The sequence below is a fragment of the Alterinioella sp. genome (assembly GCF_058343375.1).
This window is the reverse complement of sequence record NZ_JBTUJH010000047.1, coordinates 1-11,714: the sequence shown is the minus strand read 5'-3', so window position 1 is coordinate 11,714 and position 11,714 is coordinate 1. Positions and strand designations below refer to the sequence as shown.

15 protein-coding genes and 1 other RNA gene are annotated in these 11,714 nt (G+C 63.1%); 4 read left to right on the top strand and 12 right to left on the bottom strand.

The genetic code is table 11. The features are described from left to right. A partial coding sequence (locus tag ACW8PS_RS07805; RefSeq protein ID WP_491526788.1) for an amidohydrolase family protein occupies positions 1-529 on the top strand: 529 nt, incomplete at its 5' end. A gap of 116 nt (positions 530-645) precedes the next feature. On the opposite strand, the gene ACW8PS_RS07800 is transcribed toward ACW8PS_RS07805, so the two are convergent. The 4 genes from ACW8PS_RS07800 to ACW8PS_RS07785 form a co-directional block, all read right to left on the bottom strand. Further along, the gene (locus ACW8PS_RS07800) at positions 646-840 is read right to left on the bottom strand and encodes a CAP domain-containing protein (protein ID WP_491526787.1); all 195 of its coding nucleotides are present in this window, start codon (positions 838-840) and stop codon (positions 646-648) included. A 107-nt stretch (positions 841-947) separates the two neighbouring features. Continuing rightward, on the bottom strand, positions 948-2,279 hold the full coding sequence (locus tag ACW8PS_RS07795; RefSeq protein WP_491526786.1) for an 8-oxoguanine deaminase: 1,332 nt from the start codon (positions 2,277-2,279) through the stop codon (positions 948-950). A 123-nt stretch (positions 2,280-2,402) separates the two neighbouring features. Then, positions 2,403-3,215: a histidinol-phosphatase gene (gene hisN, locus ACW8PS_RS07790; RefSeq protein WP_491526784.1), complete on the bottom strand. Its 813-nt coding sequence runs from the start codon at positions 3,213-3,215 to the stop codon at positions 2,403-2,405. Positions 3,216-3,247: 32 nt separating this feature from the next. Continuing rightward, a complete protein-coding gene (locus tag ACW8PS_RS07785) occupies positions 3,248-3,613 on the bottom strand; it encodes a helix-turn-helix domain-containing protein (RefSeq protein ID WP_491526783.1) in 366 nt (121 codons plus the stop codon). 138 nt (positions 3,614-3,751) lie between these two features. Between ACW8PS_RS07785 and ACW8PS_RS07780 the strand changes: the two genes are divergently transcribed. Beyond that, entirely contained in the window at positions 3,752-4,711 is a 960-nt protein-coding gene (locus ACW8PS_RS07780; RefSeq protein WP_491526782.1) for an NADPH:quinone oxidoreductase family protein, read from the top strand. Between the two features lie 96 nt (positions 4,712-4,807). On the opposite strand, the gene ACW8PS_RS07775 is transcribed toward ACW8PS_RS07780, so the two are convergent. Then, a complete protein-coding gene (locus ACW8PS_RS07775) occupies positions 4,808-5,662 on the bottom strand; it encodes a LysR family transcriptional regulator (protein WP_491526781.1) in 855 nt (284 codons plus the stop codon). A 118-nt stretch (positions 5,663-5,780) separates the two neighbouring features. Here ACW8PS_RS07775 and ACW8PS_RS07770 point away from each other — a divergent pair, with 118 nt between their 5' ends. Both ACW8PS_RS07770 and ACW8PS_RS07765 read left to right on the top strand, forming a co-directional pair. After that, positions 5,781-5,993, top strand: coding sequence for a YjiS-like domain-containing protein (locus tag ACW8PS_RS07770; RefSeq protein ID WP_491526780.1), 213 nt, complete (start codon positions 5,781-5,783; stop codon positions 5,991-5,993). 138 nt (positions 5,994-6,131) lie between these two features. Further along, positions 6,132-6,914 carry a Bax inhibitor-1/YccA family protein gene (locus tag ACW8PS_RS07765; RefSeq protein ID WP_491526779.1) on the top strand — a complete coding sequence of 261 codons (783 nt, stop codon included), beginning with the start codon at positions 6,132-6,134 and terminating at the stop codon, positions 6,912-6,914. Positions 6,915-6,968: 54 nt separating this feature from the next. On the opposite strand, the gene ACW8PS_RS07760 is transcribed toward ACW8PS_RS07765, so the two are convergent. From ACW8PS_RS07760 to gatC, 7 genes are all read right to left on the bottom strand, one after another. Beyond that, entirely contained in the window at positions 6,969-7,463 is a 495-nt protein-coding gene (locus ACW8PS_RS07760) for a hypothetical protein (RefSeq protein WP_491526778.1), read from the bottom strand. Positions 7,464-7,545: 82 nt separating this feature from the next. Next, the gene (gene rpmG / locus ACW8PS_RS07755) at positions 7,546-7,713 is read right to left on the bottom strand and encodes a 50S ribosomal protein L33 (protein ID WP_048597310.1); all 168 of its coding nucleotides are present in this window, start codon (positions 7,711-7,713) and stop codon (positions 7,546-7,548) included. A gap of 421 nt (positions 7,714-8,134) precedes the next feature. Next, an RNA gene (gene rnpB, locus ACW8PS_RS07750) (RNase P RNA component class A) lies at positions 8,135-8,529 on the bottom strand. 102 nt (positions 8,530-8,631) lie between these two features. Beyond that, complete coding sequence (locus tag ACW8PS_RS07745; protein ID WP_491526776.1) at positions 8,632-9,315, bottom strand: N-acetylmuramoyl-L-alanine amidase; 684 nt, start codon at positions 9,313-9,315, stop codon at positions 8,632-8,634. Further along, positions 9,312-9,980 carry a hypothetical protein gene (locus tag ACW8PS_RS07740; protein ID WP_491526775.1) on the bottom strand — a complete coding sequence of 223 codons (669 nt, stop codon included), beginning with the start codon at positions 9,978-9,980 and terminating at the stop codon, positions 9,312-9,314. Before ACW8PS_RS07740 ends, ACW8PS_RS07745 begins: the two co-directional genes overlap by 4 nt. A gap of 33 nt (positions 9,981-10,013) precedes the next feature. Beyond that, positions 10,014-11,498, bottom strand: a complete 1,485-nt coding sequence (gene gatA, locus ACW8PS_RS07735) for an Asp-tRNA(Asn)/Glu-tRNA(Gln) amidotransferase subunit GatA (RefSeq protein ID WP_491526774.1) — start codon at positions 11,496-11,498, stop codon at positions 10,014-10,016. Beyond that, positions 11,498-11,714: Asp-tRNA(Asn)/Glu-tRNA(Gln) amidotransferase subunit GatC (gatC, locus tag ACW8PS_RS07730; RefSeq protein ID WP_491526773.1), on the bottom strand; the 217-nt coding region annotated here is incomplete at its 5' end. The genes gatA and gatC, both read right to left, overlap by 1 nt.

Sequence of the window (11,714 nt, the reverse complement as noted above, 5' to 3'; positions counted from 1 at the left end):
GGACACATATGAGGCGTATGGGTTGCTCGGGCCGGGCGGCGTTTATGGCCACGCCATCCACCTGGAGCCGCGCGAACGCGACCGGCTGCGCGAGGTCGGGGCCGCGCTGATCCATTGCCCGACATCGAATACATTCATCGGGTCGGGACTGTTTGACATCGGGCTGGCAGGCGGAAACATTCGTGTCGGGCTGGCCACTGATACTGGCGGTGGATCCAGCTTTTCAATGCTGCGCACCATGGCATCGGCCTATGAGGTGGCCCAGTTGCGCGGTCGCGCCCTGCACCCGGCAGAGCTGATCTGGCTGGCCACCGAGGGCTCGGCCCGCGCCTTGCGGATCGCCGACAGGGTCGGGCGGCTGGCACCGGGACAAGAGGCCGATCTGGTGGTGCTGGACCTGGCCTCGACGCCTGCGATTTCGCAGCGCGCCGACCGGGCCGAGACCATTTGGCAGGCACTTTTTCCGACCATCATGATGGGCGATGACCGGGCGATTGCGCAGGTCTATGTGGCCGGGCGAATGCTCTGAGCCATATTGGCGACCGCGGCGCTACCGGCAAGTTCGGATGCCTCCCCTTTCGGTGGTGCAATGCACCCCCTACCGGGCAGAGGGCGGAGGTATTTTGGCCAAGATGAATTGGGGAATCAGCAAGGGGCGGCCAGAACGAGCACGCGGATTGGGCCAGCGCGCGCATAGCCGAATTGGGTGGCACGGCGATGCGCCATGTTGCGGCGGTGACCGGGTGAATTGGCCCAATCGGTGAAGGTTTCGGTATTGCTGGCCTGACCCATGGCGATGTTTTCCGCGACGAAACAGGCATTGAGCCCCTGCGCGCGCAATGCGTTCAGCCACGCGCCGGGATCTGGCCGGAATCCGCCTGTGCCAACAGGAGCTGCGGGGCGAGCAGAAAAAAGAGCGTCAACCAACGGATCATGGCGGCAAGGTCTCAGGCCATCAGCGCCTGCGCAAGGGCGCGTTGACGCGCCAGGGTTTGCGGCAGGTCGATGCTGGTCACGTGACCATCCGCCACGATCTGACGCCCCTCGACCAGCAGGTCGCGCACCGCCATCGGGCCGGCCAGCAGAAGCGCCGCTATATCCCAATTGCCCGCCGCCGCCGCGCCCGACATGTCCCAGATTGCAATATCGGCGCGTTTTCCAACCGCGATCTGGCCACAATCGGGGCGGCCCAGAACCTCGGCCCCGCCCCGGGTTGCAATCCAGAGCGCCTCACGCGCGCTCATGGCATCGGCCCCGGATGCCACCCGTTGCAAAAGCAGTGCCTGGCGCGCCTCGGCCACCAGATTGCCGGTATCATTGGAGGCTGATCCATCGACGCCAAGCCCGACCCTGACGCCCGCATCGCGCATCGCACGCACCGGCGCAATGCCAGACCCGAGGCGGCAATTGGAGCAGGGGCAATGCGCCACACCAGTGCGCGTTTTCGCAAAAAGATCAATCTCTTGCGCGTCCAACTTAACGCAATGGGCATGCCAGACATCATCGCCGGTCCAGCCCAGGTCTTCGGCATATTGGCCGGGCCGGCAGCCAAATTTTTCAAGGCTGTAGGCGATATCCTCATCGTTTTCGGCCAGGTGGGTGTGCAGCATCACGCCCTTGTCGCGGGCCAGATCTGCGGCCTCGCGCATCAGATCGCGGCTGACCGAAAAGGGCGAACAGGGCGCGATACCGACGCGGCACATGGAGCCATCAGAGGGGTCGTGGAAGCTGTCGATCACGCGGATGCAATCGCGCAAAATCGCCTCCTCCGGCTCGACCAGCGCATCGGGCGGCAAGCCACCATCGCTTTCGCCGATCGACATCGCCCCGCGGGTGGGCTGGAACCGCATCCCGATCTCGGCCGCCGCTGCGATGGTGTCATCGAGCCGCGCACCGTTCGGGTAGAGATACAGGTGATCAGAGCTCAGCGAACAGCCCGACAGCGCCAGTTCGGCCAGCCCGGTGAGGGCGGAGATATGAATTTCCTCTGGACCGAACCGCGCCCAGATCGGGTAGAGCGTTTGCAGCCAGCCAAATAGCAGCGCGTCCTGAGCCTGCGGCACGGCACGGGTCAGGCTTTGATAGAGGTGGTGATGCGTGTTCACCAGGCCGGGCGTCACCAGGCAGCCGCCTGCGTTAATCTGATGCGGGCCGCTCAGGCCGGTGCCGATCTCTGCCACAACACCGCCCGATACCCGGATATCGACGCCCGAAAGCTCCCGCGCGCCATCATCCATCGTCAGTAAACAGTCAATGGATTTAATTATGATATCAGCCATTTACATCTCACACTTCATCTGGCCCGCTTGGATGCCAATGTGGGAAGGCCGGGCAACAGAACGCGGGCGAAAGGGCTTGCCGGGCTGCTCCGAGGCTAGCCGGTTCGTATCGGCACGCATATCTTAATATTCGGATAGGATTTTCAGGCATTCGGCATGTAATTGCGGACAACCCGCCGCCACGACCCGCCCGCCATCATGGACCGGATCCCCGCGCCAATCGGTCACGATACCGCCCGCCGCCTCGATCACCGCAATCGGGGCGGCAATGTCATAGGCGTTCAACCCGGCCTCGATCACCAGATCAATCTGACCGGCAGCCAACAGCGCGTAGGCATAGCAATCGGTGCCGTAGCGGGTCAGCTGCACCTGATCACGGACGCGGTTGAACCCGTCCCGGTCGGTCCCATCGCCCAGTTCGGGAAATGTGGTGAAAAGCGTCGCCTGCGCCAGCGTCAGACCATCGCGCACTGCCAGATTGCGGTGCCCATGTGGGCCGACCAGCAGCGCCCGCCCGAGCCCACCCTCAAAACGTTCACCGATATAGGGCTGGTCGATAATGCCGTAGAACGGCCCGTCCCGGTCAGCCACCGCGATCAGCACGCCCCAGGTTGGCGTGCCCGAGATAAACCCGCGGGTGCCATCGATCGGGTCCAGCACCCAGGTCAGCCCGCTGGTGCCGGGCTTCGCGCCAAATTCCTCGCCCAGAATGCCATCCTCGGGGCGGCGGCTGCGCAGGATCTCGCGCAGGGTGGCCTCGGCCGCGCGATCGGCCTCGGTCACCGGATCGAACCCGGTCGCCAGCTTGTTCTCGGTCGCCAGCCCCGCGCTGCGGAAATAGGGCAGAATGACCTGCCGCGCGGCATCGGCCATGACATGCGCCGTGGCCATCAGGTCATCGGCCATGGCGGCAGAAATATCGGCGCGGGTCAGCATGCGGGCATCCTTGGCCTGCGCCTGGCCCAAGGTCAAGCGGTGCTGCCCGACAGCACGCGTGCCAGTTCAAAAAGCTGGCGGCGCTGGTTTTCGGGGATGGCATAATAGGAGCGGACAAGTTCCAGCGCCTCACGGTCAGCCAGAACATCACCGGGAAGTGAACCGGCCCCGTCAACACCGCCTTGCAGACCGTCAAAGAAATAGCTGACCGGCACCTCCATTGCGCGCGCGATCTCCCACAGGCGCGAGGCGCTGACGCGGTTTGTGCCGGTCTCGTATTTCTGGATCTGCTGGAACTTGATGCCAACCTGTTCGGCCAGTTGGCTCTGTGTCATCGGCACCAACCAGCGGCGATGTCTGATCCGTTTGCCTACATGCAAATCGACGGGATGTTTCATTCTCTTTCTCCGCTGCGGGACCGGAATTTCCTGCAACCATAGGTGGCATGGCGCGGCATATCAAATCCGCCGCTTCCGGTTGCATATCCGATATGTAGCGCTAGCCTGCCCGCAGACACCTCCTTTGAAAGGGAAGACATGCGCGCCCTCCGCCTGACCAGTTTTGACACAGCTCCGAGCCTGGCCGAAATCCCCACGCCTCGCCCTGGCCCGGGCGAAGCATTGGTGCGCATTGCCGCCTGCGGATTGAATTTTGCCGATCTTCTGATGCTGAAAGGCCAGTATCAGGACACGCCCGCCCTGCCCTTCACCATGGGGATGGAGATTGCAGGCGTGGTCGAGGCGCTTGGCCCCGATACCGATGGCCCCGCCCCCGGCACCCGCGTGGCCGTGTTTTCCGGTCAGGGCGGTCTGGCGGATCAGGGCGTTTTTCCCGTGGCCCGCATGACCGCGATCCCCGATGCCATGCCGTTTGATCAGGCGGCAGGGTTTCTGGTGGCCTATGGCACGTCGCATCTGGCGCTGACGCATCGGGCCCGGCTGCAACCGGGTGAGCGGCTGCTGGTTCTGGGGGCGGCGGGTGGTGTCGGCCTGACTGCGGTCGAGATCGGGGCGCAGATCGGGGCCGAGGTGATTGCCTGCGCGCGCGGGCGCGACAAGCTGAACGTGGCCAGGGCCGCCGGGGCCACGCATCTGATCGACAGCGAGACCCAGGATATCCGCGCAGAGGTCAAGGCATTGGGCGGGGCCGATGTGGTCTATGATGCCGTTGGCGGCGATCAGTTCAAGGCGGCGATGCGGGCGACCAATCCGGGCGGCCGGCTGATCCCGATCGGCTTTGCCAGCGGCGAAGTGCCCCAGATCCCGGCCAATATCCTGCTGGTGAAAAACCTCAGCGTGATCGGGCTCTACTGGGGTGGCTACATGGCGTTTGCACCGCAGATCCTGACCGACAGCCTGGCGCAGCTTTTCGCGCTCTACGAGGCAGGCCAGCTGCATCCCCATATCGGGGCGACCTATCCGCTGGAACAGGCCGGCGACGCGATGGCGCTTCTGAAATCGCGCAAATCGACCGGCAAGGTTGTGGTGATGATCTGAACCGGACGTTCCGGTGACGCGGGGCAGAAGGATTTTCCCTGAAAAATCCTTCCACGCCGAAAATTCTTCAAGAAGAATTTTCCACCGGAGCGCGCCCTACATCGCCTCGAATGCCTGACGCACGAAATCAGCCAGCGCCTGTTCCGGCTCGCTCTTGGCCAGATCGCCGCCATACATGTTGATCTTGACCTGTGGCAGATCAGGCAGGGCTCCTGCATGTCGGATGCGCGAAACATAACGCGGCTCGGCCCCGTCGATACAGGCGCTGACCGCCAGATCGGCGCTGATCGAGGCTTCGATGGTCCGGGTATTGTCGCTTTCCACCGCCATTTCCCAGGGGATCCCGGCAAGATCCAGCGCCCGCTGCACGGCATGGCGAAAGATGCACATTTCCTCAAAGGCCAGACGCAGCGGGCGATGGTGCCATTGCTGCCCGTCCACCGCGCCGACCCAGATCAGCGGGCGCTCCAACAGGGTCTCGCCGCTGCTGTCCAGATGTGGTTCGGTGGCCAGCGCCAGATGGACCTCGCCGCGTTCCAGCATCCGGCGCAGGCGGGATGTGAACGAGCTGACCAATTGCACCTTCATTCGCGGAAAGGCCGCGTTGAACCGGTGCAGAACCTGCGGAATCGCGGGGTAGACGATATCACTGGGCACGCCGAGCACCAATTGCCCCTCATAGTCCCGCGATGTCAGCCGGGTCAGGACCTCATCATTGAGCACCAGCATGCGGCGCGCATAGCTCAGCATCTGTTCGCCCTGGCTGGTCAACGCCAATTTGCGCGCCCTGCGGTCCAGCAAGGACACCCCGACGCTTTCCTCCAGCCGTTTCAGCTGCATCGATACCGCCGATTGCGTGAGGTTCAGAAACCCGCTGGCCTTGGTCACACCGCCCGTGTCGGACACGGTGACGAAGGCGCGCAAGGCTGTCATGTCGAGATTCCTCATCATCACGTTCCTTGATATAGATATTCATAAACATTCGTTTTCATTATGTCGAGCGCGCCGCTATATATCAAGCATCGAAATAACCCAGTCACTTTGCATCATGAAAAGGAAAGTCAGCCCCATGGCTTACGCACTCGCCTCCCGCCCCGTCACCTCTGCTCGCCGCACCGGCATTCTGACCTTCCTGAGCGCCGGTCTTGCCGCATGGCGTCAACGCCGCGTGCTGGCCCGCCTGGACGCCCATGCGCGCCGCGATCTGGGCCTGTCGGGTCGCGACGTATTCACCGAATCGATGCGCCCGATCTGGAACGTGCCGGCCACCTTGCTGCGCTGAATGCAAAAAACCTGCGAAAACACTCGGGTTTTGCGCCGGTAATCCTTGAAATTACGCCCCGCCTTGCCGATATTCAGGCCAAGGCGGGGCGTAATGCGTTCCGCCACGTGAATCAGGTGCCTTTTATCGGAGGAATCCATGGCAGAGTTTGACACGATCCGGACCCGCGGCGCAGCCGTCAGCCGGTCTGAGATCGACCAGGGGCTGCGGTCCCATATGAACAAGGTCTATGGCACCATGTCCGGTGGTATGGCAATCACTGCCGCCGCCGCATGGGCCATTGCGGGCCTGGCAATTACAAATGACCCATCGGGCGTTGAATTTGCCCTGCGCGACGGTGTCTATCTGACCGGTGTGGGCGAAGTTCTGTATACCACCCCATTGCGGTGGGTGGTGATGTTTGCACCGCTGGCCTTCATTATCTTTGGTTGGGGTGCCTTGATGCGGCGCGGCTCGGCGGCTGCAGTCAGCCTCGGGTTTTTCGTCTTTGCCGCCGTGATGGGCGTCTCGATGAGCTCGATCTTTCTGATCTACACGCCCTATTCCATCGTGCAGACATTGCTTGTGACCTCCATCGCCTTTGCCGGGCTCAGCCTCTATGGCTACACCACCAAACGCGATCTCAGCGGCATGGGCACGTTCCTGATGATGGGTGTGATCGGCCTGATCGGCGCGATGATCCTGAACCTGTTCCTGCAATCGGGCGTGATGATGATGGCCATTTCGGCCATCGGTGTGATAATTTTCGCGGCCCTCACAGCATTCTATACGCAAGGGATCAAATCGGAATATGTGGCCCACGCGGCCCATAACGATCAGGAATGGCTGGACAAGGCCGCCATCGACGGCGCGCTCAGCCTCTATATCGCCTTCCTGAACTTGTTCCAGTTCCTGCTGATGTTCATGGGTTCGCGGGAATAACGAGACCCGATCCAGAAATGCGCAAGGGCCGGTCAATAACGACCGGCCCTTTTTTCATGCGCCCAGCCTGCGCCGTGCCGATGCCAAAAGCGCCTTGGAATAGACCATGTGCAGGCCCAGCAACGCCCTGAAGCCGAACCCAAGCCCGTCCTTTCCGGCCACCGGCACCACAGCTGACCCGAAATACAGCAACGCAGAGCCGTCCTGGGGCTGCACCATGAACCAGGACCGGGTGCGCGACCCGACGGGACACATCAAAAGCTGGGTATCGCTGCGCGCCTCGACGGTCCAGGCGGCGAAATGGTCGGTGCCCCCTGCCCCCAATGCGACCGCGTCAGCATCCGTCGAGGGGCTGCGTGCGGCCAGCGCCAGCACCCGCCGTTCCATCCTGAAAAGCGGCGTGGTGTAGAAGGCAGCAACATAGTCGGCCAATGAAACCGGACCCGCCGCTTTCGTCACATAACAATCGGTAAACCCGCCTTCAATCCGGGCATATGGGCCAAGCAAGGCCGCATCCGGCAAAGGCACGGCCTGAACGGAAGAAACCAAAAGCCCATCCTCTCCAAAAAAACCGGCCGCGGCTGTAATATCAGCGCGGCCTGGTTTGAAAACTTGAGAAGGGCAGATCGGCTTACTTGATCTTGCCTTCCTTATATTCCACATGCTTGCGGATGACCGGGTCATATTTGTTGACGACCATCTTTTCGGTCATGGTGCGCGCGTTTTTCTTGGTCACGTAGAAGTGGCCGGTGCCCGCCGTGGAATTGAGGCGGATCTTGATTGTGGTCGGCTTCGCCATCTGAAAACTCCTGATCAGCGGGGCGCGAATGTCATTCGGTGACTCGCACATGCATAGCGTGGTTGAGCGCGCTTTTTACCCTTGCGGCCCCCGGTGTCAACCCAAAAGCGGGGCAAGGACCCGCATCCGCACCGCGCGCGCCCCCGCCATCGCGGGTGGTGCCACCACCAGCCCATATTGCGGTTGATCAGAGACCCCGGCCTGGTCTCGGTCAGGCCCAGGGCATCCATCATCTGCCCGGTATCGCAGGAAGCCCTGTCAAAACCAGGCACCGCCGGTGCGACCTATGCACGAGGTTCGCACGGGTCATGCACTCGATCCGCATTCAGGGGCGTCCGCGGCAGCTGGCCTGACGAAGGCTCCCGTCAGGGGGGCTGAGAAAGGCCACCCCGGGTCGGCGCCGACAGGCGTCGAAACAAATATGCGCGGAGGGCCTGTAAGCCGGATTCTGTCCCCCGAACGGGTTTCCCCGCCCGGATGGATGACCATTCCTCTGCGCTGCCGGTTGCCCGACAGCTCTAGCTGCCAACCCGGATCTCTCGGGCTGAAGCGGCCCTGTGACACGCACGCGAGATCCCTATTTGGCATTGCTCCCGGTGGGGCTTGCCTTGCGGGGCCTGTTACCAGCCCCCCGGTGGGCTCTTACCCCACCGTTTCACCTTTTCCCTGATTGCTCAGGGTAGTTTCATTTCTGTGGCGCTTTCCGTCGGATTGCTCCGCCCGGGCGTTACCCGGCACCGCTGCTTCAGGGAGTCCGGACTTTCCTCTCGAGCGTGTTTTCGTGAAACCGAAAACACGCGGGACCTGACAGTCGGGTTCTGACGGCCAAAGCCGTCAGGTTCCGACGAGAAGGTCGAGTTGCCTCTTTCTCACCAATACACGCCCAAGCGGCCATCCAGCCCTCCGCGCGCGTTTCACCTATGTGCTGGCACCGCCCCGGTCAACGCCAAAGCGCGCGGCAAGATCGGCAATGATCGCCATATCGGTCGCATCAAGCGGGCCGCGCGTGCCGGGGCGAAACCGCAAACGCACTGTTTTCAAAAGCAGATCATCGGCCACATCCGGGTATCCAAAAGCCAATGCCGCGTCACGAAAACCTTGCGCATCGGGCCCGGGCGCGGGGCCATCACCGGCAATATCGGGCCAGACCGACAGCCCCCCGCGCGCCAGACGCCGCCAATCGAACCGCCGCCCCGGATCGGTCTTGCGCCCGGGGGCCATGTCGGAATGCCCGATGACCCCCTCGGGAGGGATCGACCAGCGGCCGAGGATTCCCGGCAACAGCCGCTCCAGCGCATCCATCTGTGCCGCGGCAAATGGCACACGCCCGGTATTTGACAATTCGATCCCGATCGAACGTGAATTGACATCGCCCGCACCCGCCCATTCACCGGCCCCGGCATGCCAGGCGCGCATATCTTCATCGACCAGCGCCCGCACCTCGCCCGCCTCGGAAATCAGGTAATGCGCCGAAACCTCACGGCCCGGATCGCAAAGCGCCCGCTCGGCGGCATCGCAGCTCTCCATGGCAGTGTAATGCAGCACCACAAGTTCGGGTCGCAACCCGTTGCGGCGGGGTCCGAAATTGGGCGAGAGGCTCACTCGGTTTGGGCCGCCTGAGCGGCCCGCGCGGCATTGCGGAACACGGTCGGATCCCAGCCGCAGGCATAGCCATCACCATCGGGATCCAGCGACTGACGGTCACGTTCCGGCCCGCCGAGGCGCAAAAACGCCTCCTGCGCCAGATTGTCGGACCGGTAGGATTGGCAATTGCGCATACTGCGCCCCGCCAGAAGCCGGGACCGGCGATAGACCTGCTGACCCACCGGGTTGGTCGTCGATACCGCATATTCGATAATATTCGGCCCGCTCGACCCGGAGCGCGTCGGCAGCGCGGTCGGCGCGATCTCGACACGTTGTTCAATCATCCGCTGGCGGCGCTCGGCATCGCTTTCGATGGTTTCGCGGGCCGAAACCGCCGCGAAATCCTGTTCATCCGAAAACGCCGCATTGCCGATGCCCGGCAGCGCAGCGGGTGCGGTTTCCGAGGCTGCAATCGCTCCGCTGGCAACGGCGGCAATATCGGTGCCGCCAGAGGTCTGGGCGGGCGGAAGGATCGGCGCGGCGGGGGCGATGGCGGCTTGCGGCGCAGCCCGGCCCGCAGCCCGGCCATCAAGGCCGCCAAAACCAATGCCCGCATCATTGGGCGTGGTCGTGCAAGCCCCGACCAGCAGGAGCCCGAGCGCCATCGCCACCATTTTAGCCATTGCTCTTCCTCGCCCACGTGTTTTTTCGGGCTTTTACCACCATTTCGCCGGTTTCGCCACAAATCCCGCCGCCTGTTCCAGCGCAAAGGCCGTATTGAGCAGGTCGCCTTCTTCCCAGGGCCGTCCGATCAGTTGCAGGCCAAGCGGCAGGCCCGCCTTGTCCAGCCCCGCGGGCACCGCGATGCCGGGCAGGCCCGCAAGGTTGACGGTGACCGTGAACACATCGTTGAGATACATCTCGACCGGGTCGGCAACCTCTTTGCCCAGCTCAAACGCCGCCGAGGGCGTGGCGGGTGTCAAGATACAGTCAACGCCGGCATTGAACACGTCTTCAAAGTCGCGCTTGATCAGGGCGCGCACCTTGCGCGCACGATTGTAATAGGCGTCGTAGAAACCGGCGCTCAACACATAGGTGCCGATCATCACGCGGCGTTTGACCTCTGCGCCAAAGCCCTCGGCGCGGGTTTTTTCATACATCTCGGTGATGCCATCGCCCTGCGCCATATCGGCCCGGTATCCGAACCGGACCCCATCATAGCGCGCCAGGTTCGATGAGGCCTCGGCCGGGGCCAGCACGTAATAGGCCGGCAGCGCGTATTTGGTGTGCGGCAGGGAAATATCGCGCAGCTCGGCACCCGCATCGCGCAGCATCTCCGCGCCCTGCTGCCACAGCGCCGCGATCGCATCGGGCATCCCCTCCATCCGGTATTCTTTCGGAATGCCAATGGTCTTGCCGCGAATGTCGCCGCTCAACATGGCCTCGAAATCGGGCACGGCGATATCGGCCGAGGTGCTGTCGAGCGCGTCATGGCCCATCATCGCCGCCCCCATGATGGCAGCGTCACGCACCGTCTTGGTCATTGGCCCGGCCTGATCGAGCGATGAGGCAAAGGCCACGATGCCCCAGCGCGAACAGCGCCCATAGGTGGGTTTCAGCCCGACAATACCGGTGAAGGCGGCCGGCTGGCGGATCGAGCCGCCAGTATCGGTGCCGGTGGCGGCAAGGCAGAGATCGGCGGCCACGGCCGAGGCAGAGCCCCCCGATGAGCCACCCGGCGTCAGCGCGGCATCGGAATTTCCCGCCCGCCAGGGATTGACGGCATTGCCATAGACCGAGGTTTCATTGGAACTCCCCATGGCAAATTCATCCATGTTGAGCTTGCCCAACATCACCGCGCCGGCATCGCGCAACTGGCCCGATACGGTCGACTCGTATTGCGGCTTGAAGCCTTCCAGTATCTTCGATCCGGCCTGAGAGGCGACGCCCTCGGTGCAGAACAGATCCTTGATCCCCACCGGGATGCCGCACATGTCGGGCGCGTCACCTGCCTTGAGGCGGGCATCAGCGGCCGCTGCGCGCTCCAGCGCAATCTCGGGCGTCTTGTGAACGAAGGCACCAAGCGCATCGGCACCGTCGATGGCGCTCAGGCAGGCTTGCGTCAGCTCTACCGAACTGGTGTCACCCTTGCGCAGCGCGTCGCGGGCATCCGAGATGGTCAAAGCATTGAGATCAGACATTATTCCACCACCTTCGGCACCGCAAAGAACCCTTCGCGCGCATCCGGCGCATTGGCCAGCACCTTGGCCTGCTGATCGCCATCGGTCACCACATCGGCGCGGCGTTTCAGGCGCATCGGCGTGACCGAGACCATCGGTTCGACCGCCTCCACATCCAGCTCGCCCAACTGCTCGATGAACCCCAATATGGCGTTGAACTCAGCAGCCAGCGCCGGC

What these genes read in the sequence shown, in the direction of transcription:
- ACW8PS_RS07795 (WP_491526786.1), bottom strand. Translation starts at nt 2,279, where the DNA reads ATGGCTGATATCATAATTAAATCCATTGACTGTTTACTGACGATGGAT.
- hisN (WP_491526784.1), bottom strand. Translation starts at nt 3,215, where the DNA reads ATGCTGACCCGCGCCGATATTTCTGCCGCCATGGCCGATGACCTGATG.
- ACW8PS_RS07785 (WP_491526783.1), bottom strand. Translation starts at nt 3,613, where the DNA reads ATGAAACATCCCGTCGATTTGCATGTAGGCAAACGGATCAGACATCGC.
- ACW8PS_RS07780 (WP_491526782.1), top strand. Translation starts at nt 3,752, where the DNA reads ATGCGCGCCCTCCGCCTGACCAGTTTTGACACAGCTCCGAGCCTGGCC.
- ACW8PS_RS07775 (WP_491526781.1), bottom strand. Translation starts at nt 5,662, where the DNA reads ATGATGAGGAATCTCGACATGACAGCCTTGCGCGCCTTCGTCACCGTG.
- ACW8PS_RS07770 (WP_491526780.1), top strand. Translation starts at nt 5,781, where the DNA reads ATGGCTTACGCACTCGCCTCCCGCCCCGTCACCTCTGCTCGCCGCACC.
- ACW8PS_RS07765 (WP_491526779.1), top strand. Translation starts at nt 6,132, where the DNA reads ATGGCAGAGTTTGACACGATCCGGACCCGCGGCGCAGCCGTCAGCCGG.
- rpmG (WP_048597310.1), bottom strand. Translation starts at nt 7,713, where the DNA reads ATGGCGAAGCCGACCACAATCAAGATCCGCCTCAATTCCACGGCGGGC.
- ACW8PS_RS07740 (WP_491526775.1), bottom strand. Translation starts at nt 9,980, where the DNA reads ATGGCTAAAATGGTGGCGATGGCGCTCGGGCTCCTGCTGGTCGGGGCT.
- gatA (WP_491526774.1), bottom strand. Translation starts at nt 11,498, where the DNA reads ATGTCTGATCTCAATGCTTTGACCATCTCGGATGCCCGCGACGCGCTG.